This window comes from Streptomyces sp. NPDC053069, from assembly GCF_044546895.1.
GTDB lineage: Bacteria > Actinomycetota > Actinomycetes > Streptomycetales > Streptomycetaceae > Streptomyces.
Genome location: NZ_JBITZN010000003.1, coordinates 16,691 through 38,392, shown reverse-complemented (window position 1 = coordinate 38,392; position 21,702 = coordinate 16,691). Strand labels below are relative to the sequence as shown.

Genomic DNA, 21,702 nt, shown 5'->3' with positions numbered 1-21,702 from the left:
GCGCGCCAGACCCGTCGGGGTGGAAGGAGGCCGAGTTCATCCGCGGTCCGGGGCGTTCCAGCCCGCGCACAGAGGGTCTCGGCGACGTCTCTGACAGGACTCGCAGCTCCCGCATCCACGTCACCCAGGTGCATCTCCACTCCACCTGCCGACAGCCCTGGCCATGCCTGGTGATCCACGCAGTCAGCCCTGGGCCGCTGGCCGCTTCGGCAGAAGGAAGACGACGATGCCCGCGATGACGGCGATGACGAGCGTCCCGAAGGACGCGATGGCGAAGGCGTGGCCGGCGGCGGCAATCCTGCCCACTGCCGTGGGATGGAACGAACTGAAGAAGACCGCTCCGATGACGGCGACGCCCAGCGCTCCGCCGCACTGCTGGGCCGTGGACAGGACCCCTGATGCGACACCGGCGGACTCCGGCGCGACGCGGCTCAGCACCGTGTTGAGCGCCGGTGTGATGACCAGTCCGCCACCGACGCTCTGCAGCACGAGGGTGGGGATCACGAGCAGCGGAGTGATCCGCGGGCCGGACACCAGCAAGAGGCCGGTCGCCAGGTAACCGCTCGCCATGATGATCACCCCGACCTCGAGGACACGTCGTCCGTATTTCGGGATGGTCCGGCTCGCCACCATGCTGAACACGAAGAACGCGGTGGCCGCCGGTGCGTAGACCAGGCCTGCGCCGAGCGCCGACATGTTGAGGCCTTGCTGCAACGTCACCGACAAGGCCAGGTAATACGAGTAGATAAGGGCGTACAGGGTCAGGACGAGAATGATTCCGAGCGCGAAGGAGCGCTGTCCGAACAGCGTCAGCGGCACCAGCGGATCCCCGCCCCGCCGTTCCAGGCCCCGCTCGATCGCGACGAACAAGCCGAACGCGACCGCGCTGCCCGCGAAGCACCCCCACACCCACCCTGGCCAGCCTGCCTCCTGCCCCTGGATGAGCGGGAGGACCAGGAGGAAGAGGGCCGCGCTGAGCACCAGGACGCCGGGCACGTCCAGCCTGCGGTCGGCGGCTGAGCCCGTCTCCGGCACATATCGCACGGCGAGCAGGAACATCGCGATTCCGATCGGCGCGTTCACCCAGAACACCATGCGCCAGCCGGAGTCGAAAAGGTTGGCGCCGATCAGCAGTCCGCCGACGATCTGCCCGCCGATGGTGGCCATACCCATGACGATGCCGAGTACGCCGTACACGCTGTGCCGCTTCGCCGCCGGCACCAGCACGGTGACGTACGCGAACACCTGCGGAACCATCAGGGCTGCCCCCAGGCCCTGGAGCACACGCGCGGCGATGAGGCTGCCCGCGTTCGGTGCGAGCGCGCAAGCGACTGATGACAGGGTGAACAGGGCCACCCCGAGGAGGAAAATGCGCTTGCGGCCGTACAGGTCGGCCAGGCGAGTGGCGGTGATGATGAAGACCGCGTAACTCAGCTGATAACCCGCCAGAACCCATTGCACATCACTGTCGGACGCATGCAGGTCCGCCGCGATCGAGGGGTCGGCGACCACGACGATGAACGAGTCCAGGACCGCCATGAACAGTGCGGTCAGCACAACCGATATGGTCGTCCACGGAATTGCATCAGCTTTCTCGGTCACTAAGGGCCGACTGGCTGATTGCTGACTACTTGCCACGATAAGAGACCTCTTTGTTTCGGGTGAGGATCATGCCGATGTGATGCGCTCCAGAGAGCCGGCCAGCTTCTTGACCACCTCGGCCGCCATGACGGCCTGACCCGAGGTCGAGAAGTGGATACGGTCCTCGCTGAGCAGGTTGTCGCGATCGTTGACCGGGTGATCCCACATGTCGACCACGATGGCGTCGTATTCGGCGGCCAGCCCGCGCACGATCTCGTTGACCCTGGCAATTCGCTCCGGCCAGTCAGGGAAGACCGGGACGACATACGCCCTGCCGAGCGTGAAAGTGGTCAGCAAGGCGCCGGCGCCCTTCGCCAGGTCGTACATCTGCCGAAGCGTTCGCTCTGTTTCACCGAAGTCCGGACTGCGCCGCACGATGTCGTTGGCCCCGCAGGGCAGGTGGAGCAGGTCCGGACAGAACTCGACCATGCGGGCCGCCTGGTTCTTGAGCGTCCCGGCGGTCGTTGCCCCGATCTCGGAGACATTGAGGTATTCCAGATCCGGCCGGACCGACCGCAAGACACCGGCAACCCGGTCTGACCAGCCCTGGTCCCGGTAGCCCGGGGTGGGGTCGCCGGTCCCCGCCGAAAGGCTGTCTCCGATGACGCCATATCTGCCCCACGGGGCTCCAGTCAGCAATGCCACGGCTTCCGCCTCGTCCAGGCAGAACGGGTCGGTCGCCTCGTTGAATACGGGTTGCTCCATGCAGAAGAGCGTACAGTCGACCGTATGTTTTTCTCAAGGGCGGCTTCTCATGGCCCTGGTCGGCGAGGAGGTGGTGCCGGGTATCGCGGCCGGCCCGGCGGCCGATCTCGAAGTCGGTTCCCGGATAGCCCTGTTCAGCCGGGCTTGACGGTGAGGGTGACGTCGCTGCCCGGAGCGGCCAGGACCCATGCCCTGCCTGCCGCCCTGCGCAGCACGACCGCGTTGCCGTCCGTCGTGATCCGCCACGCGCGCGAGGGCAGGGACAGTTCTGTCAACCTCAAGCCGCGCGGTGCCGCTCTGTAGGTCAGCCGATACTCGGCATCGTCGGGGTCGTACGAGGCGGAGCGGATCGCGCCTGCCACCGACTCCGCGTACGGCTGCGCGGTCAGCTCCTTGTGGGTGCGGAAGGCGCCGGAATCGTCGACCGCGCAGTAACCGCCGCCGTAGCACCAGACATAGCCCGCCCATCCGGAGCTGTAGCGGCCCAGCGAGCGCATCGCGTCCCGGTAGAACTGCTTCATGTTCGGCAGGGAGCTGTTGGGCGGCCCCCACTCCCCGACCACGATCGGGACCTTGTACCGCTTCGGGTACTCGGTGACGGCACGCTCGTAGGTCTCGATCCAGCCGGCGCCCGGATCATAGTCGGCGCCCGCCTCCATGGCGGCGTTGTAGAAGTGCGGCGCGTACACCACCTTCGGATCGTCGATGCGCCCGAGGCCGGTCGGTACGCCCTCACCCACGACCGGGGTGGGTTCGACGAAGACCCAGGCGTCCGGGTCGGCCGAACGCACGGAGTCCGCCAGGCGGTTGTACATGGGGGTGAGCTGATCGTGCTCGATCCGGCGGGCGGCCGTCGGCAGGTCCTCCCCCTGCTGCAGCTCGCCCATGGGTTCGTTGATCAGGTCGTAGCCGAGGACGGCCGGATGGTGGGCGAAGCGGCCCGCGAGGACCCGCCATGCCCGGGCCTGGGCGCGTTGCAGGTCCTGGTCCTGATAGAGGTGGGTGAAGGCGCGCTGGACGGCCGGCTCGAAGTACTCGGCGAACCAGTCGTCCGGATGCGCGGTGAACGGCAGTCCATCGGTCCTGGTCGCCCACTCGGGTATGCCGCGGTGGCCGAAAGCGGGTCCGAAGACGTCCTGGTGGGCGTCGATCACGACCTTGATGTCATAGCGAGCGGCCCAGTTCAGGAGACGTTCGATCTTCCGCAGATACGTCTGGCTGTACCGACCGGGCTGAGGTTCCAGGTCATCCCAGAAGACCAGTAACCGGGCGAAGTTGAACCCCCTGGCCCGCATGTCGCGGAAGTGACGTTCGGTGATGGCCGTCAGGGCCTTCTCACCCCGGTTCGCCTTGTCCTCGATGTTCCAGCCGCGCAGGGTGAGGACACGCCCGTGTTCGTCGGTGAGAGCGGGTATGCCGCGCGCGGCCTGCGGGGGACGGGCGGTCGTGGGGACAAGCAGCGCGGCGACAACAGCGCTCGCCGTCAAGGCGGTTCGCAGCACCACGGGAACCTCCGGGCCGTCGGGTGCGATGTGTCGCGCATCCCATCAGCAGTCGGTCGTGTCTTCAAGGGTGGTGCGGGGCCGTCCTCGGCCAGCGGTGCCCGGGCGATGGTCACGCGCTGGGGGCCGAGACACCCGTGAGAGACTCGCCGCATGATTGTCGAACGTGCATACGCGCATGTGGACGACCACGACGATCAGGAGTGGCCCTGGTCGGTGGCGTGTGTGCGCGACCTCATCGTCGGCGGGCTGCGCTTCACCGCGCCGGTGACGTTCCTCGTCGGTGAGAACGGCTCGGGCAAGTCCACTTTGGTCGAGGCCCTGGCTGAGGGGTTCGGCCTGGATTCCTGGGGCGGCTCGCACGACTGGCGTCATGCCAGCCATCGCCCCAAGTCGGTGCTGGGCGAGAGCATCCGCTTCGACGCGGCGCCGCGTGGACGTCGGATGCTGGGGAGCTGGGCTGCCCGGAAGGGGTTCTTCCTGCGTGCCGAGACGGCTCTGGACGCGCTGGACCGCGAGGGTTTCGCACCGGACTCCGTCAGCCACGGCGAAGGCTTCCTCGCCGCTTTCCGAGGCAAGTTCCTCCAGGCAGGGCTGTACGTGATGGACGAGCCCGAAGCGGCCCTGTCCTTCACGTCCTGCCTGGAGCTGCTGGGGCACATCGACCAGTTGGTGAAGAACGGCGGCCAGGTGATCTGCGCGACCCACTCGCCGCTGCTGACCGCACTGCCCGGTGCGGACATCATCGAGGTCGGCGAGCACGGGTTGCGTCGAACGACCTGGGACGAACTGGCGCTGGTCGACCACTGGCGCCGCTATCTCGCCGATCCGCACAGCTACTTGCGGCATGTGCTCGACTGAGTGTGGCAGCACGTCCGCATGACCGTACGGGGCGAACCCCGCCCGCACCTTCGCCGCACCGGCACCGGCACCGACCTCGACTGCAGCTATCACCTGTGGATCCATGACGGCGATCACGCCGCAGTCGAGGTGAGGCTAGCGATTGCTTAGGCCCTGCTCTCGGCGACGTCAGCCGCAGCGCCGACCAGGCCTCGACCTGGACACGCACCTGCGGGTCGGCCCGCACGTTGCGGTACCGCTGGGCCGCTTCGCCGAAAGCCGGACGCGACGACGTACCGGCCCGGCGCCGGACGCGACACGACCTCGGGCACCACGCGGCGGAGTCAGTGGGTCGCGCTGCCTGCGACCCACTCGCTCCACGGCATGTTCCAGTCGCTGAGGCCGTTGTCCGCGGCCAGCATGGTCTTGTCCTCGGAGTTCTTGACGATCACGACGTCACCGATCATCGAGTTGTCGAAGAACCACGCGGCGGGCCGTGTGCCGTCGCCGCCGCCCTTGACGTCCTTCAGACCCACGCAGCCGTGGCTGGTGTTGACCTTGCCGAAGACCGAGTCGGCACCCCAGTAGTTGCCGTGGATGAACGTGCCCGAGTCGGTCAGGCGCATGGCGTGCGGTACGGCCTTGATGTCGTACGAGGGCTTGCCGTCCTTCTCCCTGAGGCCGACGCTCGCACCGTTCATATGGATCTGCCGGAACTTCTCGGAGATGACCATCTGACCGTTGTACGTCGGGTGCTCCGGGCTGCCGGACGAGATCGGGATGGTCTTGATCGTCTTGCCGTCCCGCACGACGGTCATCTGCTTGGTCTTGGCGTCGACCGTGCTGATCTGGCTCCGACCGATCTTGAACGTGATCGTCTTCTGGATGCCGTGGCGGGTGAGCTTGACGGTGACGGTGGAGCCGGGCTTCCAGTAGGTGTCGGGGCGGAAGTCCAGGCGGTGGTCGTTGAACCAGTGACCGACGACCCGCTGGCCGCTGCTGGAGCTGACCTGGATCTCCGACTCCACGGCGGCCTTGTCGCTGATCGCCTTGTCGAAATTGACCGTCACCGGCATGCCCACGCCGACGGTCGAGCCGTTCTCGGGGGAGAGGTGCCCGATGAAGTCGTTGGCCGGGGAGACCGTGGTGATCGTGGCGTTCCCGGTGGCGGAGCGGCCCTTGGCGTCCTCGGCCTCTGCGGCGACCTGATACTTGGTGGCCCGCTCCAGCCGGCCGTTCGTCGTCCAGGAGGTGCCGTCGGCGGACAGTGTGCCCGGGACTTCGGCACCGGTCGCGACGGCGGTCATGGTCACCTTGGTGAGCTTGCCGTCACTGACAGTGACCTTGACGGGGTCGTTGACCCCCACGCCGTAGGCACCTTGCCCGGGCGTGATCTTGATTCGGGCGTCGGAAGCATCCGGGGCGGCCGCCTGATTCACCGGCGACTGCGACTTCGGGGGGTTCCCGGCGTCGTTGTTGCTGGTCGCAGCGTTGCTGGTACCGCCGAAGACCGTGACTGAGAGTATGCCGCCGAGTACACCGGCCGTAGCCAGCAGTCCGCTGCGTGGTTTACGTACCGTGATCAAAACTTCTCCCATGCCACTCGTCCTTGCGTACCTGCGAGCTGATCGCCGGAGGGGGGCAACCCGCTTGAATCCACTTATAGGCACGTATCTGTCTAACATTTATGGGCGCGCATATGTCCTAAAGTGGGCAATTTGTGGTTAAGGCCACGCGTCATCGGGAGCCTCGCCGAGACACTGTTCGACGGCGCCCGCCGCTCCCACTCCTCGACCGTGATGGCAAACGTTCACGCCCTCGTCCGCCAGGACCGCGGCCGGCTCGGCGCCGGTGCACCGGGCGCGGTCGCGGTGGAGGAGCCGGTAGGGACGTACGTGCGGGGCCTCGTGCCGGGGGACCGCGACGACGTGGGGGCCGCGCACCACCCGGTCCCGCTCGGACGGGACGAGGTCGAGATTCTTCGGCCAGGGCAGGGACAGCTCGGCGTCGAGGGGTGTGACCCGAACGCTCCGGTCATGGTGAGTTCACGCGTACGCATGGCTGACCACCATCCTCGGAACTGATCGAAGCGGACAACGCGCCGAAGGGCTGGACGCCCCCACCCTCAGGGGCCGGGCTCGAACTCCCGTGGAGCGTCGATGCAGTTCCCGCCGCCCAGCCGGGCGGGCTCCACGCGCGCACCAGCGGTTCTCCACGAGGGCCTCGCACGTTGCGGATCCACACAAACTTGGCCGAGGGAGACCACATGCGAACGGCTAGATTCAGGCCCTTGCGGACGAACGAACAGTCCAGGCTTCCGTCACTGACCGGGATACGGTTCGTCGCGGCCTTCATGGTGCTGCTCTGTCATGTCGGGACCAGCGTCATCCCCCGGCTCCAGAACCACGGACTGGCGAAATACCAGCGCTTCTTCGAGTCCAGCGGACCGACGGGAGTGTCGTTCTTCTTCATCCTCAGCGGCTTCATCCTCACCTGGGTGGCCCGTTCCGAGGACACGCGGCGCAGCTTCTGGCGCCGGCGCTTCTGGAAGATCTACCCGAGCCACCTCGTCACCCTGGCCGCCGCCGTACTCCTGATGATCTCCGCGGGCATCACGGTGACCGCCGCCAACACCGCCCCCACGCTCTTCCTCGTTCAGGGCTGGATACCACGGCAGGACGTCATCCTGAACTACGGTTCGAACACGCCGAGTTGGTCGCTGGCCTGTGAGATGCTGTTCTACCTGGCCTTCCCCTGGATCCTGGTGCTCGCCCGGCGCATCCGTCCGCAGCGGCTGTGGGGTTGGGTGGCCGCCTCGACCGTCGGGATCTTCGCGGTGCCCTTCGTCGCCCAGTTGCTGCCGACGCAGCCGTACATGCCGCTGACGACCAACTCCTGGTGGGCGACCTGGTTCACGTACTACTTCCCCGTCACCCGGCTCCTGGAGTTCGTCCTCGGGATCCTGATGGCCCTGATCGTCCTGAACAAGCGCTGGATCGGCCTCAAGCCCGGTGCGGCCCTGCTCCTCGCGGCCGCGGCCTTCGTGGGCGGCGCCTATCTGCCGGGTGTGTACAGCTCGGTGGCTCCGACCGCACTCCCCCTCGCCCTGGCGATCGCCGCACTGGCCACGGCCGATGTGCGCAGCCGCTGGACACCGTTCAACAACCGGGTCTTCGTCTGGCTGGGTGAGGTCTCGTACACCTTCTACATGGTGCACTTCCTCGTGGTCTCGTACGGGCCCATCGGTGCCGCCCACCGCGAGAACTGGATGAAGCCGCTCAGCGCGCACGGGGCTCTGGTCGACGCCGGACTGACCCTGGCGATCAGCCTCGTTCTCGCCTGGCTGCTGCACATCCTGGTCGAGAACCCCGCCATGCGCCGCTGGGGCCGGTCCGCGGGCGCCAGGGCCGCGGCCCCGAGCACGACGACGAACGCCCCTGGCACGGAGCGGGCGGCCGCCCCGGCCCCCTAGTAGTGCGTCGTTACGTTGAGTCATCTTCCCTCGTGGTGGGAGTCTTCGCGGTGCGAAGCTGGGGGAGGGGGAGCGGCTCCGGGGGGAGTTGTCGGAGTTCGTTGCGGATGTCTTCGAAACGGTGGCGCGGCTGGATCAGCGGCGGTGGGGCAAGCGTTGTCCGTGACCACTACCTTCACTGCGCCCGCAGTGCCCGGCGCGCTCCCGCCCGCCGGGCCGCCATGTGCGCGTGCCCGAACCCTTCTCGGCCGGCGGGGCCAGCGCGCCGGCCCAGTTTGACCCCGGACGCACGTGCGTATTCCTCGGCGAGGGTCAGCTCCGGGTCGTCAGTGCGCTCGGTGTGCAGGACCAGTCGGAAGGATAAGGTGACGCCGAGCACTGCCAGCGGGCCATCCACGGTGATTTCTGCCCGCTTGCCGGTGCCGTGAGCCGTACGAGGCTCGTGCCCCGCTCGTCGCGGACCGTCGTGTCGCCCGCACCGGCCGTCCACTCCCGGCTGTCGGAGGTAATGGGGTGGCTGACCTCCCTGCGCCATCCCGGTCTGCGGGACAACCGGAGAAGGACCTCGCTGCCGGAGCGGCGCCGGCCGCGGGGCTGCTTCGGCTCGGCCTGTCAGTGTCAACGCCGCCGTCAGCGCCGTCGACTGGCTGCCGAGAAACTTTTGACGGGTCCGCCTCCGCACGCGAACGTCGCCTTTGATTGCCTTGGGCGTCGACTGATCGCAGACTCTGGGTCAAAAGTGGACACAGTGCCCACAGCTCGCTAGGGTCGAAATGTACGTCACGCCTGCAGAAGTGCTCCGTCGCAAGGAAGTTGGCGCGCGAAGCCGGAACCAAGTGGCCTCCCCAATGGCGCTCAGCGCCATCTCGTGCGAATGCAGCGCGCGAATCGGCGGCGTGGCTTGCGCCGTAAGCGGTCATGTGCTCCCAGTAAACATGTGCTCTCAGTAAAGCCGTCCGGACATTGGGAGTCTGAAATGCGGAATATCAGCAGCAACACAAGGAAGACGCTCGGCTCCGTCGCGGTCGTGGCCTCGCTGGCACTCGCTGCTCCGGTGGTAGTGACTGGTACGGCACACGCCGCAGTGAAGGTCACCGTCTCAGGAACGGTGAGCTGTGCGAAATTCGGGGACTCGGTACCGGACACCATCACGATAACGCCCAAGAAGGGAAACGCGGACTCTGACGAGCTTCCCGGTAACGACGAGTCCGAGCCGTACTCGGTCGTGCTCACAGGGATTCCGAAGAACGGAACGTCGGCCACCGCCAAGGTCACCTGTGTGGACAGTGACAACGAGAAGCATGCGTACTCCAAGACGTTCCAGGTCACGAAGCCGGCGAACGGCCCCCTGGCCAAGAATTTCGCGTAGCTTTCGGCGCTGAGCGACGCTCACTCGCCAAGCCCTCCGACGGTTGGGCACAGGAACGTCCCGCCGGCTGCCTGCCGGCGGGACGTTCTGCCTGGGCCTGGGCTGCCTCCCCAACAGCGGCTGACACCGTGAGGGGGAACCGGAGCCGATCGCCATGTCTGCGACGGGAGTTGAGCGTTCGGTGCGATATGGGTACGGAGCCGCTGCTGCCACAGCATGAGCGGCGCTTTCGACGTACGGCCGGTGGAGCACAGCGGCTCGTCCTACGCCTGACCACCGGCAGGACCACGTACGACGAGCTGACGGTGACCGCCGGTTCGACCATCCTGGCGACGTACTCGAACCTCAACTGGCTTGGATCATGTGGCCGAAAGGCGCATAGACGGTGGCGCCGTCGCGGCATGTAGTGGAGATCATCACGACGCAATCCGTACCCACGCGAGGCTTTGATGACTGACACAGGAACAGACGCGAGCATCGGGACACCCGGAGCCCCGGCGCCGGGCGGTGTCCCGATCCCCTTCCCGCAGGACCGCAGCTGCCCCTACCAGCCACCCGCAGGCTACCGCCCAGCCGCTGAGAACGGCCCGCTCGCACGGGCAGTTCTCTACGACGGCCGGACCGTGTGGATGGTCACCGGACACACCGAAGCGCGGGCCCTGCTGGCCGATGCTCGTCTGTCCTCCGACCGCACCCAGCCCGGCTTCCCGGTGTCCACGGCCCGCTTTGCCGCACTCAACGCCCGCCGTATCACGCTCGTGGGATACGACGACCCCGAGCACGCTGCCCAACGCCGCATGCTGATCCCCAGTTTCACCCAGAAGCGCACCGCCCTGCTGCGGCCGAAGATCCAGCAGACTGTGGACCAGCTCCTGGACGCCATGGCCGACAGGGGCGGCCCCACCGATCTGGTCAGCGCGTTCGCCCTGCCGCTGCCCTCCATGGTGATCTGTGAGCTGCTCGGCGTGCCCTATGAAGACCATGGCTTCTTCGAGGAGCAGGCCCGCCGGATGCTGCGTGGTGCCACACCCGCCGATGCTGCCGACGGCCGCGCGCAGCTCGAGCGATACTTCGGCCGGCTCATCGACCGCAAGGAGCATGACCGCGGCGACGGACTCATCGATGAACTCATCGAGCAGCAGCTCGCCCAGGGCGTCCTGGACCGGGCAGAGCTGGCCGGTTTCGCCTGGGCTCTGCTGATGGCCGGCCACGAGACCACGGCCAACATGATCTCGCTGGGGACGTACACCTTGCTCCAGCACCCGCAGCAGCTGGCCGAATTGCGTGCCGATCTCTCGCTCATCCCGGCTGCCGTCGAGGAGCTTTTGCGCTATCTCTCCGTCCACGACGGTGCCCTGCGCCTGGCCGTGGAGGACATCGAGATCGCCGGCCACACCATCCGTGCCGGCGATGGCGTCATCCTCGCCACTTCCCTCATCAACCGCGACCCCACCGTCTATCCCGACCCCGACCGCCTCGACTGGCATCGCCCCACCCGCCACCATCTCTCCTTCGGTCACGGCATCCATCAGTGCCTTGGCAGCAACCTCGCCCGCGCCGAACTCGAGATCGCCTTCCAAAGCCTTCTCACCCGTTTTCCCGGCCTCCAACTCGCCGAGCCTGCCGACCGCATCCCCTTCAAAGCCGGTGACACCGTCCAGGGCATGCTCCGCCTGCCTGTCACCTGGTAAGAGTCCCGTCGGCGCGGCGACCGCCAGGTACCTGGTCCGGTCGGTCGTCGGCATCAACTACCCCGGCAGCGGCGACGCCCCCGCTGTACCACGCTGCCGTCTCTCGACGACCTGGCCGACCAGCTCGTGGCCGCCGTCGCCGAGAGCCTGGACGCCTTCGCGGTCTCCGGCTACTCCCTCGGCGGCCCAGTCGACATCCGGGCCGCCGCCCGCCACCCGGGTACTCCCGGGTCAGCGCACTCTTCCGCGTGGTTTCAGCGGTACCGGCGGCAGATCGGGTGCGGGCAGCGGAGCCCCGTCGTAACCCCCACCCCTACAAGATCCGGTACCGGAGAGCATCCAGAAGTATGGAGCACCACCTCTGTCCGGCGCCGTCGCACTCTTGACGAAGGGCCCCCGAGGACCGACCGGACACCCGTACTCTCGCTGCCGCCTTGGACCCGTCCACGGCGCAGTCGTCCAACTCCAGAAGGTCCGCATGGCGCAGCTCGGTCAGCAGGGCGGCGTGCAGGCGGGCCAGACGCCGGCCTCGGTCCAGTCCCGCAGTCGGCGCCACCCGTCACCCCGGAGCAGCCCACGACCTCGGTGGGAACGTCGCGCCATGCGACACCGGTCCGCAACACGCAAGCGCCGGGACAGCGGCGGCGCCGTTCAGGAACAGGAGGCAGGAGCGGAGCCACACGCTCCCACCAGGTCATCCGGAACAAGACCGGAGCGCACCCTGACACCAGGCCGAACAAGATTTCCAGGCACAAGACCACCGAGTACATCTCGTTTCTGAAACGATCAGTAAGAGTCTCCGTCGGACTGGAGGGACACACTATTCAGCAACGGAGTCAACTCAATCCTCGTACACCGGGGATCTCGGAGCCCGCAATGGCGGTGAGCGCCTGGACAGTCGTGGTCCGGTGCAGGGTCGGCACGGCGCCGGCGAGGGGCCGTGGTCCGACGAGGGCGGTGCGGGTTCCGGCGCGGCGGCCGGCGTCGATGTCGCAGACGGAGTCGCCGACCATCCACGAGGAGGACAGATCGCAACCGAGGTCGTCGGCTGCCCTGTGGAGCATCCCCGGGGCGGGCTTGCGACACGCACAGGCGGCGGAGAAACGCGGCACGACACCGTCCGGATGGTGCGGGCACAGGTAGATCCCGTCCAGCCGTACCCGGTGGCGGGCCAGGAGCTGCCGCAGCCGCTGGTGCATCGGCGCGATGGCGGCCTCGTCGATCAGGCCGCGGGCCAGTCCGCTCTGGTTGGTGACCACGATCAGGGCGAAACCATGCTGCTGGAGAGCGCGCAGCGGTGGCCCGATGCCCGCCTGGAGCACCAGCTCCTCGGGGCGGGACGGATAGTGCCGGGGCTCGGTGAGGGTGCCATCGCGGTCGAGGAACACCGCCGGCCGCCGAACGGCGCTGGTGTGCTCCGGGCCGGTCATACCACTGCACGGGTGCCGACGGCGTGGAACAGGTCGGTCGCCCTCACGAACGCGGTGGCTGCGACGGAGCGCACCCTCAGACCGCCTCCTTGGGTGCGCTGAGCGGCGGAGCATGGCGAACGGCCGGGCTGATCGTCGCGGCGACCGCGGTGACAACCATGACGGCGGTGAGAGCGAGGACGGCACCGTCGGGGCCCGCGGCTGTCAGCAACAGCCCTGCGCCGAGCGAACCGATGGGCATGACGCCCCAGGCGAGGGTCATCGCGGCACTGGTGACCCGGCCCAGGATTTCGTCGGGGACCAGGAGAGCGGTGTAGCTGAAGATCACGACGTTCCACACGGGTCCGAGGAACGAGGTGGCCGCGCCGATCACCCCGATCTGCAGGGGGTCGGTGGTGAGCAGGAAGAGCGGCAGGAGCGCGGCCCAGATCCAGTTGACGCCTATGATCACCATTTTGGGCGTGAAGCAGCGGTGGGCCCTGCCGGCGACCAGGGCGCCGGCGAGCCCGCCGCCGGCGTAGATGCCGAGCATCGTGCCGACGGCGCCGGGAGTGGCACCGTGGCGTTGGGCGAGAACGACGACAGTCAGGACGAACGCCTGGAAGACCAGGTTGGTGGCGGTGATCAGCAGGACGGCGGTGCGGATGAGTGGGTGGCGCCAGATCCAGCGCAGTCCTGTCAACGTCGCCTGCCACAGCGGCTCGCTCGGCACGGTCGTCTTGCTCTGAAGGTCCTTGCGGAGGTACAGCAGCGCGACGGAGGCGGCGGCGTAGGAGATCGCATCGGCCAGGAAGGGCAGGGCGCGGTCGATTCCGAAGAGCAGGCCGCCGAGCGGTCCACCGGCCAGAGCGGCGCCCCGGCTGCGAGCCTCGTTCTGGGCCACAGCCGCGGGCAGCAGGGCGGCCGGCACGATTCTGGGAAGGGCGGCCGTCTCCGCCACGCTGAAGAACACGAAGCACAGCCCCTGGACGAATGCGACCACGATGAGCTGAGCAACCGTCAGCAGTCCCAGCCACAGGGCGATCGGAACGGTGGACAGAGCCAGACCGGCCAGGATCTCACTGGTCAGCAGGATCCGGTGGCGGTTGTACTGGTCCACCAGCGGTCCGGCCGGTAAGTAGGCGACGAGAAAGGGCAGCGTGCCGGCGGCTCCGACCAGGCCCGCGTCGGCGGGCGAGCCGGTTGTGGCCAGTACGAGCAGCGGCATCGCTGTCGCGCTCGTCCGGGCGCCGAGGGTGGAGACGACCTGACCGCTCCAGAGCGTGACGAAGTCGCGGTTCCGCCACAGCGACGGCTCGGCGGCCGTGGAGGTCACGACCCCTCCGTCGGGTCGGGGGCGGGAACGGCACGGAACAGTGTGGCGACGTGCCGCAGGGCGGGGACGGATTCACGGTGTCGGCTGAGCAAGGCGATGTACTCCTCATCGAAGGTCCTTCCCAGAACGCTCCGGTCACTGACGACCGGTGGCTGACGCGACCGCTACGACCTCGGTGTCCTGCCCGACGGACCCCCACACGGCCGCCTGCCGCAGCACACGCGGGAGCAGATCAGGCCTGGTGAGAGGGATTCTCCGTTTCATCGGTGGGACGGCGCGTGAACTTTGATCACCTCGCGCAGGTAGCCGGCTGCCCCGGCCGTCTCGGTCAGGAGAATCGACGGCACGCAGTGTGGTTCGAGGGTGAGGTGCCCGTCGTAACCCGCGCTCGCAAGGCTTCCGATCAGCTCCGGCCAGTCCAGTTCCCCGGTGCCGAGAGGCGCCGTGTCATAGGCCCTGCCGTGATCGGTGTAGCGGATCCAGCCGTCGCGCGGGGGCTCTGCCACCGACGCTCGACGTACGTCTTTCACATGGGCGTAGCGCACCCACGGCAGGAGCAGGGGCAATGCGTCGCGGACCGGGGAAACCGCCGCGCAGAAGAAATTCGCGGCATCGAAATTCAAGCCGAACCAGGGTGAGTCGACCCGAGCGAACAGCGCCGCCAGTGCTGCCGGCCGCCTGCTGATGTCGGACCCGGCCGGGTCCCAGCCGAACGCGTCGAACTCGTTCTCCAGCACGATCACCACGTTCTCCGTCGCGGCGAGGTCGAGGACCGGTGCCAGCGCGCGGGCGTATGCCTCGGTCGCACGCTGGTCGTCGACCAGCGGCGCGTGGCCGAAGTAGGTGTTCACGCGGTTGCAACCGGTTCGTGCCGCCAGCATGATCGCCTCTTGGAGAAGCGCGACCGAGTCCGCTTCGCCGGGACCGTAGAGCTGGCTGGGGGTCGACACGCAGGCTGTCCGCAGCCCGGCACGGTCCAGCTTGCGCAGTGCGGCGTCGACACCGTCGCGCAGGGCGTTTTTCGGGTACCAGAACTCCACCGCCTCGCACTGGGCAGACCTGGCCATTTCGATCAGTCCGTCCACGCCGTCGGTGTCCGTGAACTCGGTGCCGGATACCGCGATCGCCATGCCCTGCATCTGGATTCCCTCTCTGCTCGCTGCCTGTCACCCGGCGAGTGCCGCTCCCAACCGCTTGCTGAGCGCGAGTGTCGTCATCGACGGATTCGCCGCTCCGGTACGTGGCATCACCGACGGCCCACACGCGTACAAACCCTCTACGGCGGTGAACTGGTGGTTGATGTCGAGGACCTCACCGAAAGCCAGCGTTCCGGCCTCGTGTTGCTCGGAACCGAGCGGGAAACTGTAGGTCAGTGGTGTCGGGCTGCGAACCGCTGTCAGCCGGTCGGCCAGGTCGGGCGAACCATGCCGCGTCGAGAACTGGAGCGGCTCGGCCGGGACACCGAGGAGTCGCGCCATTTCGGCCCACAGTTCGCCGAGCAGGTATCGCTGCGCGGAGAGCACTGTCTCATCGGCCGTGTCGAACGGGGCGTGCACGGTCGTCGGCCAGGGCCATGCGTGGTGGCCGTCGCACCGCACCTGGCCGTGCGGGCCGCGGCGCTGCTCGCCCATGGTCCAGCTGTCCAGGTTGATCGCGCCGTTCACCCCTTCGGTGAAGCGTACGAAGTGGTTGGACCGGGTACCGGCGGTACCGGTCCGGTGGTAGACGTGGCCCTCGTGAGCGGCCGCCCGGACGGCATCGGGAAGCCGTTCGGTATCGGTGAAGGCGACCGTGAACCCCTGTGAGATCTTGTCCACGAGTCCCGGCAGCTCACGCGGTGCGGCGGCATCGGTGTCAGCCAGTGCCTGGATCGCCAGCCGACTGTTGACGATCGTACCGGCGGCCAGCACCACCCGCTTCGCACGCAGGTCGCCCAGCTCACCGTCCGCGGTGCGTACCAGCACGCCGGTCGCCCTGCCGTGTTCGACACGGACTCCCAGAACCTCATGGCCGGCGAGGATCGGCACGCGGCGCACCCTGGGGTCGCCGTCGTCTTCCCACCATGCCAACGGGCTGAAAGCGCTCCACTTTCCGGTGCGTTCCGTGCGGGTGGCGTGCGGCGTGCGATCGAACTCCAGCGTGCCAAGGGTCAGCCCGGGTGCTCCAGGAGGCTCGGCACCCCAGCCGACCACATCGTCGACGACCCGCTGGTACAACGACGGCCCCCCGTCCCATGTCTCTGTCAGTTCGGTGACGATCGCTTCCGGCCAGTGCTCGCAGAGGGCCCAGCGCTCGATGGGCAGCAGTACGCCACCCCAGTAGAGCGAGCGGCCGCCGACCCGTCGACGCAGGCCGGCCAAGCCGCGGTAGGCCCCGTCGGCTGTCTGATAGGGACGGTGGAAGTCAGGGTCGGTCTCCGGGCGCAGCCAGAGCTGGAGCGCTTCGGTCGAGGAGTATGCGTTCTGGATGTGTGTGCGTCCCCGGTCGGGTCCGGCCTCCAGTACGGCTACCGAACCCCGGCCCCGCCGGCCGAGTTCCGCCGCCGTGGCGAGGCCCGCCATTCCGGCACCGACCACGAGTGTCTCGACGTCGGCCAACGATTCCACTGACACCCCAAGGTTGTTTGCGGTCTGAGCGTTGTCATTCGGCGGTGAGGAAACTTGGTCACGCCCGGCACGGTCGCTCCCGACTCGCCGTCATGGTGGGCGCGCGGCTGCAGGGCAGTTCGAGCTTGTAGGCGTAGGCACCGCGGGTCAGATCGAAGGTGTTTGTCCCTTGGACGGCGAGTTCGCTGACCATCGCGGCTGTCAGCAGGTGCCCCGGCGAGTCGCGACCGTGACCCAGGTCGTAGGCCGCTCGGTAGGCGTAGTACGTGCGGTCGTGCCAGAAGCCGAACCACCCGGCGATCGGGGTTTCGTCCAGCCACAGCTCGTGCAATCGCGCGGTGCTGGACGGCTCGGCCGCGACGGCCTCGAACGTCCGGTCGACCACGCCGCCGTCGAACGGCGCCACGGCGTCCGGCCGGTCACCCCACTGCTGGGTATGCAGTTCGATGAAGGCCGGCAGGCGGGCGGCGAGCTGCGCCGAGGTGTCCGCGCAGGTGAGCCGGAGCTTGCCGAGCCGCCCGATCCTGCGGCGTTTTCGCCGCATGTCCCGCCGATCGCTGACGCGTCGGACAACGTCGGGGTCAGTGAGGTCGAGGCGGAATACCGTCTCTGACGGCCGGAGCGTGGCGCCCAGCTCGGACATGGCGCGCAGCAGCGGTCCATCGGCGATCAGGTTGCTCAGCTCCAGCCGGGCGCCGAACTCCCGCTGACACGCGTCGATCGCCTCGGCCAGCCTGCCGATGTCGGGCCCCGGTCCGGTGAACGGCCCGTCCCCCACCTCGGCGACCTCGTGATAGTCGGCCCACGGCCAGGACAACGGGCGCAGGAGCGTCGTGCTGCCGTCCTGGTGCAACTGCAGGCCAACCACCAGGGTGGGCCGGTCGGTGCGTGTGATGCGGACCAGTACCGGGATCGTTCCCTCCGCCTCCGCCGCCTCACGAATCCACGCCCGCCACCAACCACTCGTCTGGAAAGGTGTCCGCACCGAGAGCCGGTGCGCGTCCAGGAAGTCCGTCGTCGCCCGTGCACCGTACTCGAACGCAACGGCATTCATCCGGTGTGTTCCTTCCACCGCAACGCCTGCTCGGTGTGGGCCGGCGGTACCGGTTTCAGGTCCCGGGCCCCGCTCATGACATTGCCTTGGCCACGTCCTCCACCGTGGTCCTGAACAGCCGCGCCGCCGTCTCGATCGTGTCGTCCCCGGCGGTCGCGTCGATGCCCACTCCGCTGCCGAGATAGGAGTCGACCACCCCGACACTCAACGCGATGCTGCGGCTGAGCAGATCGTCCGTACGCGGCAGGCTGCCCGGGGGATACGACCGACGCAGGACGGCACGATCCGGCCGGCGCGTCCCGGAATCCGCCGGGGCCGCCGGCGCCGGGCGCAGCTGGGACATGTTGGCGTAGTTGTGCTTGCCCGACCGGCTCAGGGTGATCGTGCCCAGTCGGGCTGCCACCTCGTCGGCCATGGCCGCGGAGGCGAAGGTGTACGCGAGCACCGTGGCGCAGTCTCCGTCCGGATCGTGCAGTCGGCGACGCGTCGCTCCGGGCAAGTCTCCAATCGCGTCCGCGAGCTTGTCCCGGTTGGCTCGCAACGTCCGCAGGATGTCAGGCAGTTTGCGCACCTGGGCGAGCGCGAACGCACCGGTCAACTCGTGCATCCGTAGATTCAGACCGAACAGCGGCGGCCCATCGGTGACACCCTGCCGCAAGGGCGCGGCCCCGTGGTCGTGCAGGGCGAACGCCGTCTCGTACAGATCGTCGTCGTCGGTGAGCAGTATGCCGCCGTCGCCTGCCGTGAAGGTCTTGAAGACGTTGAGACTGAACGCGCCGAATCCACCGACTGTGCCCAGGTGCCGGCCGCGGTGCGTGCCACCACCGGACTGCGCACAGTCCTCCACGAGCAGCACCCCGTGCTCACGTGTGACGGCGTCCAGGGCGTCGAGGTCGCACGGCGCTCCGAGCATGTGGACGGCGATCACCGCCTTCGTGCGCGGGGTGATCTTCGCGGCCACATCCACCGGATCGAGAAGCAGGCTCTCGTCGATCTCGGCGAGCACCGGTTCGGCGCCCGTGTGGACGACCGCGGCGATCGAGGCGATGAAGGTGTAGCCCGGCACGATCACCTCGTCGCCCGGACCGATGCCGGCGGCCAGCAGCCCGGCGTACAGGGCACTGGTGCAGCTGTTCATGCCCAGGCAGTGGCGCGCACCGGTCAGGGCGCGGAATTCCTGCTCGAACCGTGAAACCTTCGACGGCAGCGCGGACCCGTCGTGGTCGTCGAATCGGTACCGGCTCAGCTCTCGCTCACGTACGACGCTCAGCACCTCGGCCTCCTCTTCCGGGCCGATACGGGAAACTCCTGGTCCTGCCATGGCGATCCCTCCTCTCGTGCGACTCTGTCCTGCTACCTGTGCCCGACCGCGGTCCGTGGTGGCTTCGACGACCCGGTGGCCACGTCGCTCGGGACCAGATCCATCAGCAGCGCGTCCCGCCACGTACCGCGGTGGTGTTCGTACGCCCTCATCCGGCCGACTCGCCGGAAACCCACCTTCTCCAGGCATCGCACGGCAGCCGCGTTGTCGGCATTGGGCGCCGCGGTGATGCGGTGCCCGCCGCTGGTGAACACCGACCCGGCGAACAGTCTCAGCGCCCGAGTCCCGATCTCCCGGCCCCGGTCGGCCGCGTCGGACACGACCAGTGCCGCGACCTGGATGTGGTCGAACTCCGGATCGGCCTCCTTGCGGTACTCCAGGAAACCGATGGGGCGATTCCGTTCGAGCATCACCAGGCAGCGTTCGTGCTGGAATCGGCTGAGCACCCCGTCGGTCGGTTCCAGCGCTCGCCACGCCAGCACGGCGGCGTCGCTGAACGTTCGGCGGAACAGCTCGATGTCCCCCGGAATCGCACGTCGCAGCCCGATACCGCTCTCGTCGACCTGGTCGTCCTCGACAACGGCGGCACCGGGCCGCACCGATGCCTGCTCGCCGGCCTCGATCAGGGTCTCCAGCAGGTCGACCAGCTCGGCGGCGTGCTCCGGCCGAGGGTCCGGCACGACGCGACATGTGGGCGCCGCGAACGCCTCGGCGGTCAGGAACGGATGGTTGCCCAGAACCAGCAAGGGGCGTCCCGTGTCCAGGGCGAGACCGATCTCGGTGAGCGTGCCGTAACGTCCTTCGAACGCGATCATGCCGTCGCCGCACCAGTTGAGGATGTTGCTCCGGGCCAAGTCCATCGACGTGGGCAGGGCCCAGGTGGTCCCGTCCTCGGCGTCGGACAGACGGTTCCACTTCAACAACGCGAGTGTGTCGCCGCCGACCGCCTGGCAGCCCCTGTTGGCCGCGGCCGCCACGCCTCCCTCGCCGCCGCTCACCAGGCCGTAACCGCGCTGAGCGAGCTCCTTGCCGATCATCTCCGCCAGCCGGAGGACGTCGGCTCCCGCATTGCCGGGCCGGCCCCCGAGGACCGCGATCGCGCGTCGGCGGGTCATTTGGCCATCTCCCGGTGACCGGCTTGCCGCATACTCCACTCCAGTTGGTCCAGTTCGATCAGCACGTCAGCCGGTCGGACACCGGACGCGCACGGCGCCGGGCAGCCGGTGTAGTAGCGCCGGCAGGTGCCGTTCGGCTTCATGTAGGAACAAGACAGCGCCACCGCGCTCTGCACGACCCGCGAGACCTCAGGGGCCGCCATCGGTGACCAGATGTCACCGGCAGTCGCCAGGTACAGCGTCACCACCGGGCAACCGAGTGCGGCCGCGAGATGGGCTGCCAGCGTGTCGTTGCTGACCAGCACGTCCAGTCCGGCGATCCAGTCACGGAGGGCTTCGAGCGAGTTCAGGAACACCGTGTCGCTGACACCCGGCGCCGACGACAGCCGCCGTGCCAGTACCTGCTCGTCCTCTGCGAGGCCGACCGCGACTTCGACGTCGAGCCCTCGGTCGTCCAGCCGCGTGATCAGAGTCGACCACTCGTCCGCGGGCCAACGTTTGACCGCGGCACTGGCACCGACGTAGCAGCCGGCCACGCCGGGGCGTGGTTGTCGCCGGTCGGTGAGCCAGGCCGGGTTCGGGTCGACAGGGACATTGTGCGCACGTAGGAGTCCGGCGGCCTGTTCACCGAAGGGCAGCCGTTGCGGCCGTTCGCCGAGTTCGTGCAGATCCCAGCACTCGACTCCCCTTTCAGTGGCGTCCGTCCGGAACCCGAAGTAGTTTCCGTCCTCTTCGGCAGACTCCATTCTCAGGTTGACGACCAGTGTCACACCGTTGCGGTCGAGGAAGTCCCAAAGTTCCTCCCGGTGAGCCGGCAGGAACCGTCGCCACAGGGCCGGAAAGGTCCCGGAGGCACCCTGCATGCCGACTGCCCTGCGTACCCATTCGGTGTCGAGTGCGATGTTCGGTGCCATGAAGTAGCGCCAACCCGGATGAGCCCGCTCGAACGCCGCCAGCAGTGGCGCCGCAATTATTCCATTGCCTACGCCTTCGTTTATGACGACCATTGCCGTACGCATTCAGCCGTCGGCTCCCGATCGCGCACTGAGACGGCCCAGGAGCCGAGGGGTGGCAAGTTGGTCCTGAAAGTCGGGCTCGTTGCGCACCCGCTCGATGGCGGGACGAAGGTCCAAGAGGTAACGCACCGAGTCCACTTCCTTGCAGCCGACTCCCAGTTTCTTCGCCATACGGGCGTAGAGTTTCCGCGCGGGATGGTTGTCCGGCTCGGTCTCGCCTTCGGCGAACTCGTAGCCTCGCCGCATCGCCTCAACGAAGCCTGCGGCTACCAGAAGTGCGCCGATGCCCCGGCTGCCGCGAAGGGACTCGGTCACATAGACGTCGTGCACATAGGCCACATTGTCGGCGAACTGGAGGTTGGGAAGAGGATCGACCATCACCAGACCCACGGCGGTGCCCTCTTCGACCGCCATGATCTGGAAGCTCGCCTCCTGGCCGACAATGCCCTCGAAGAAGGTGCGGGTACTGGCCAGATCGACCTCCTTTCCGCAGTCATGCTGCTGCTCGACAATCAGAGGCATCAGCATGTCCAGTTGATCCTTGCTCACCACAACCGTTTCCAGACCCATGTGTTCTCCATCCTCCTGTGGTGATTCCATCGATCGGCTGGTCCCGTACCAGGGC

18 protein-coding genes and 1 pseudogene are annotated in these 21,702 nt (G+C 67.8%); 5 read left to right on the top strand and 14 right to left on the bottom strand.

Features of this window, described 5'->3' with window-relative positions:
• Nucleotides 1–183: 183 nt before the first annotated feature.
• Entirely contained in the window at nt 184–1,638 is a 1,455-nt protein-coding gene (locus ACIGXP_RS07135; RefSeq protein WP_399764990.1) for an MFS transporter, read from the bottom strand.
• A gap of 30 nt (nt 1,639–1,668) precedes the next feature.
• Nucleotides 1,669–2,346, bottom strand: a complete 678-nt coding sequence (locus ACIGXP_RS07130; RefSeq protein ID WP_399764988.1) for an SGNH/GDSL hydrolase family protein — start codon at nt 2,344–2,346, stop codon at nt 1,669–1,671.
• Here ACIGXP_RS07130 and ACIGXP_RS07125 point away from each other — a divergent pair.
• A complete protein-coding gene (locus tag ACIGXP_RS07125; protein ID WP_399764985.1) occupies nt 2,345–2,494 on the top strand; it encodes a hypothetical protein in 150 nt (49 codons plus the stop codon). The genes ACIGXP_RS07130 and ACIGXP_RS07125 overlap by 2 nt on opposite strands.
• On the opposite strand, the gene ACIGXP_RS07120 is transcribed toward ACIGXP_RS07125, so the two are convergent.
• Nucleotides 2,481–3,848 carry a cellulase family glycosylhydrolase gene (locus ACIGXP_RS07120; RefSeq protein WP_399766137.1) on the bottom strand — a complete coding sequence of 456 codons (1,368 nt, stop codon included), beginning with the start codon at nt 3,846–3,848 and terminating at the stop codon, nt 2,481–2,483. The two genes, ACIGXP_RS07125 and ACIGXP_RS07120, sit on opposite strands and share 14 nt — an antisense overlap.
• Nucleotides 3,849–4,001: 153 nt before the next feature.
• On the opposite strand from ACIGXP_RS07120, the gene ACIGXP_RS07115 reads away from it, so the two are divergent.
• Complete coding sequence (locus ACIGXP_RS07115; RefSeq protein WP_399764982.1) at nt 4,002–4,709, top strand: AAA family ATPase; 708 nt, start codon at nt 4,002–4,004, stop codon at nt 4,707–4,709.
• Nucleotides 4,710–5,032: 323 nt separating this feature from the next.
• On the opposite strand, the gene ACIGXP_RS07110 is transcribed toward ACIGXP_RS07115, so the two are convergent.
• Nucleotides 5,033–6,286, bottom strand: a complete 1,254-nt coding sequence (locus ACIGXP_RS07110; RefSeq protein WP_399764979.1) for an Ig-like domain-containing protein — start codon at nt 6,284–6,286, stop codon at nt 5,033–5,035.
• Between the two features lie 692 nt (nt 6,287–6,978).
• Between ACIGXP_RS07110 and ACIGXP_RS07105 the strand changes: the two genes are divergently transcribed.
• From ACIGXP_RS07105 to ACIGXP_RS07095, 3 genes are all read left to right on the top strand, one after another.
• Nucleotides 6,979–8,160 (top strand): acyltransferase family protein, encoded by a 1,182-nt coding sequence (locus ACIGXP_RS07105; protein WP_399764976.1) that lies wholly within the window; start codon nt 6,979–6,981, stop codon nt 8,158–8,160.
• A gap of 976 nt (nt 8,161–9,136) precedes the next feature.
• Nucleotides 9,137–9,529 (top strand): hypothetical protein, encoded by a 393-nt coding sequence (locus ACIGXP_RS07100; protein ID WP_399764974.1) that lies wholly within the window; start codon nt 9,137–9,139, stop codon nt 9,527–9,529.
• A 449-nt stretch (nt 9,530–9,978) separates the two neighbouring features.
• Complete coding sequence (locus tag ACIGXP_RS07095) at nt 9,979–11,220, top strand: cytochrome P450 (protein ID WP_399764970.1); 1,242 nt, start codon at nt 9,979–9,981, stop codon at nt 11,218–11,220.
• Nucleotides 11,221–11,635: 415 nt separating this feature from the next.
• On the opposite strand, the pseudogene ACIGXP_RS07090 reads toward ACIGXP_RS07095, so the two are convergent.
• The 10 genes and pseudogenes from ACIGXP_RS07090 to ACIGXP_RS07045 all read right to left on the bottom strand — a co-directional run.
• Nucleotides 11,636–11,940 (bottom strand): annotated as a pseudogene (locus ACIGXP_RS07090) (transposase); the annotation flags it as partial.
• Nucleotides 11,941–12,056: 116 nt separating this feature from the next.
• Nucleotides 12,057–12,650 (bottom strand): D-glycero-alpha-D-manno-heptose-1,7-bisphosphate 7-phosphatase, encoded by a 594-nt coding sequence (locus tag ACIGXP_RS07085; RefSeq protein WP_399764968.1) that lies wholly within the window; start codon nt 12,648–12,650, stop codon nt 12,057–12,059.
• A gap of 76 nt (nt 12,651–12,726) precedes the next feature.
• A complete protein-coding gene (locus tag ACIGXP_RS07080) occupies nt 12,727–13,965 on the bottom strand; it encodes an MFS transporter (protein ID WP_399764965.1) in 1,239 nt (412 codons plus the stop codon).
• A 260-nt stretch (nt 13,966–14,225) separates the two neighbouring features.
• Nucleotides 14,226–15,104 carry a sugar phosphate isomerase/epimerase family protein gene (locus tag ACIGXP_RS07075; RefSeq protein ID WP_399764962.1) on the bottom strand — a complete coding sequence of 293 codons (879 nt, stop codon included), beginning with the start codon at nt 15,102–15,104 and terminating at the stop codon, nt 14,226–14,228.
• Nucleotides 15,105–15,131: 27 nt separating this feature from the next.
• On the bottom strand, nt 15,132–16,571 hold the full coding sequence (locus ACIGXP_RS07070; protein ID WP_399764959.1) for an FAD-dependent oxidoreductase: 1,440 nt from the start codon (nt 16,569–16,571) through the stop codon (nt 15,132–15,134).
• A 58-nt stretch (nt 16,572–16,629) separates the two neighbouring features.
• Nucleotides 16,630–17,625: a GNAT family N-acetyltransferase gene (locus tag ACIGXP_RS07065; protein ID WP_399764956.1), complete on the bottom strand. Its 996-nt coding sequence runs from the start codon at nt 17,623–17,625 to the stop codon at nt 16,630–16,632.
• A 73-nt stretch (nt 17,626–17,698) separates the two neighbouring features.
• Nucleotides 17,699–18,946, bottom strand: coding sequence for a DegT/DnrJ/EryC1/StrS family aminotransferase (locus tag ACIGXP_RS07060; RefSeq protein WP_399764952.1), 1,248 nt, complete (start codon nt 18,944–18,946; stop codon nt 17,699–17,701).
• 32 nt (nt 18,947–18,978) lie between these two features.
• Entirely contained in the window at nt 18,979–20,061 is a 1,083-nt protein-coding gene (locus ACIGXP_RS07055; RefSeq protein ID WP_399764950.1) for a GNAT family N-acetyltransferase, read from the bottom strand.
• Nucleotides 20,058–21,080 (bottom strand): glycosyltransferase family 9 protein, encoded by a 1,023-nt coding sequence (locus ACIGXP_RS07050; RefSeq protein ID WP_399764946.1) that lies wholly within the window; start codon nt 21,078–21,080, stop codon nt 20,058–20,060. The genes ACIGXP_RS07055 and ACIGXP_RS07050 overlap by 4 nt, the downstream gene beginning before the upstream one ends.
• On the bottom strand, nt 21,081–21,647 hold the full coding sequence (locus ACIGXP_RS07045) for a GNAT family N-acetyltransferase (protein ID WP_399764944.1): 567 nt from the start codon (nt 21,645–21,647) through the stop codon (nt 21,081–21,083).
• Between the last annotated feature and the right edge of the window lie 55 nt (nt 21,648–21,702).

Excerpts from the sequence above, each read along its gene's own strand:
- ACIGXP_RS07045 (WP_399764944.1), bottom strand. The coding sequence starts at position 21,647 with ATGGGTCTGGAAACGGTTGTGGTGAGCAAGGATCAACTGGACATGCTG.
- ACIGXP_RS07125 (WP_399764985.1), top strand. The coding sequence starts at position 2,345 with ATGCAGAAGAGCGTACAGTCGACCGTATGTTTTTCTCAAGGGCGGCTT.
- ACIGXP_RS07110 (WP_399764979.1), bottom strand. The coding sequence starts at position 6,286 with ATGGGAGAAGTTTTGATCACGGTACGTAAACCACGCAGCGGACTGCTG.
- ACIGXP_RS07065 (WP_399764956.1), bottom strand. The coding sequence starts at position 17,625 with ATGAATGCCGTTGCGTTCGAGTACGGTGCACGGGCGACGACGGACTTC.
- ACIGXP_RS07095 (WP_399764970.1), top strand. The coding sequence starts at position 9,979 with ATGACTGACACAGGAACAGACGCGAGCATCGGGACACCCGGAGCCCCG.
- ACIGXP_RS07050 (WP_399764946.1), bottom strand. The coding sequence starts at position 21,080 with ATGCGTACGGCAATGGTCGTCATAAACGAAGGCGTAGGCAATGGAATA.
- ACIGXP_RS07055 (WP_399764950.1), bottom strand. The coding sequence starts at position 20,061 with ATGACCCGCCGACGCGCGATCGCGGTCCTCGGGGGCCGGCCCGGCAAT.
- ACIGXP_RS07115 (WP_399764982.1), top strand. The coding sequence starts at position 4,002 with ATGATTGTCGAACGTGCATACGCGCATGTGGACGACCACGACGATCAG.
- ACIGXP_RS07130 (WP_399764988.1), bottom strand. The coding sequence starts at position 2,346 with ATGGAGCAACCCGTATTCAACGAGGCGACCGACCCGTTCTGCCTGGAC.
- ACIGXP_RS07085 (WP_399764968.1), bottom strand. The coding sequence starts at position 12,650 with ATGACCGGCCCGGAGCACACCAGCGCCGTTCGGCGGCCGGCGGTGTTC.
- ACIGXP_RS07100 (WP_399764974.1), top strand. The coding sequence starts at position 9,137 with ATGCGGAATATCAGCAGCAACACAAGGAAGACGCTCGGCTCCGTCGCG.
- ACIGXP_RS07075 (WP_399764962.1), bottom strand. The coding sequence starts at position 15,104 with ATGCAGGGCATGGCGATCGCGGTATCCGGCACCGAGTTCACGGACACC.
- ACIGXP_RS07060 (WP_399764952.1), bottom strand. The coding sequence starts at position 18,946 with ATGGCAGGACCAGGAGTTTCCCGTATCGGCCCGGAAGAGGAGGCCGAG.